Origin of the sequence: Halochromatium glycolicum, from assembly GCF_016584085.1 — a bacterium.
GTDB lineage: Bacteria > Pseudomonadota > Gammaproteobacteria > Chromatiales > Chromatiaceae > Lamprobacter > Lamprobacter glycolicus.
This window is the reverse complement of record NZ_NRSJ01000131.1, coordinates 1-713: the sequence shown is the minus strand read 5'-3', so window position 1 is coordinate 713 and position 713 is coordinate 1. Positions and strand designations below refer to the sequence as shown.

The window sequence follows — 713 nt, the reverse complement described above, 5'->3', positions numbered from 1 at the left end:
CTCCTTGAGCAGCGCAAAGAAGTCACGAAAGAAGCCGCTGCTGTGGGTCAGCTCGCGGTAGGCCTCGCGCCCGGCGTTGACCAGGATGTTGTTGGCGAAGTTGTCGTATTCGTCGATGAAGAGATAGAGCGAGAGCCCAAGCTTGCGCGATTCGCTGATCAGCCGCTCGAGGCGCCGGGCATTGGTGGGCTCGCTCAAGATCGCCTGGGCGCTGTCCGCTGGGATGCGCGCGGCATGCCGATCGAGGAAGTCGATCAATAAGATTCGGGTATGGGCCTCGAACGACTCGCGCACCTCCGCCGGGGTGGAGCTGACCGCGGAGAAGTCGAAGCGCAGGCACAGGTATTGGCCGCGCTCGGGCGTCGGCTGGGCCTTGATCCAGGTGTCGGCGAACAGCGTCTCGAAGCGCTCGCCCCAGACGGCGTCGTAGTAGCATTCCATCACCGACTGCAGCAGGCTCTTGCCGAAACGGCGCGGGCGGATCAGGAACAGGAACCGGCCGGCTTGCTCGAGCAGCGGCAGGTAGTGCGTCTTGTCGACGTAGTAATGCCCCCGCTTGCGCAGCTTAATGAAATCCGCCACGCCGTAGGGGATGCGCCAGGGTTGCTCGCTTGCGCTCATGGTTGCCGTGCTCCGGGGCGGCTGAGGGAGGATCGACTGGCGAAGGATACCAAGGTCAGCGCTGCCAGCCAGGGCCGCACGGCCAAGCAAGG

1 protein-coding gene is annotated in these 713 nt (G+C 64.4%); it reads right to left on the bottom strand.

Translation table 11 applies throughout. The features are described 5' to 3' along the window. Nucleotides 1-621 (bottom strand): AAA family ATPase (locus tag CKO40_RS23835; protein WP_200348943.1); only part of this gene is annotated, 621 nt, incomplete at its 3' end. Nucleotides 622-713: the final 92 nt, after the last annotated feature.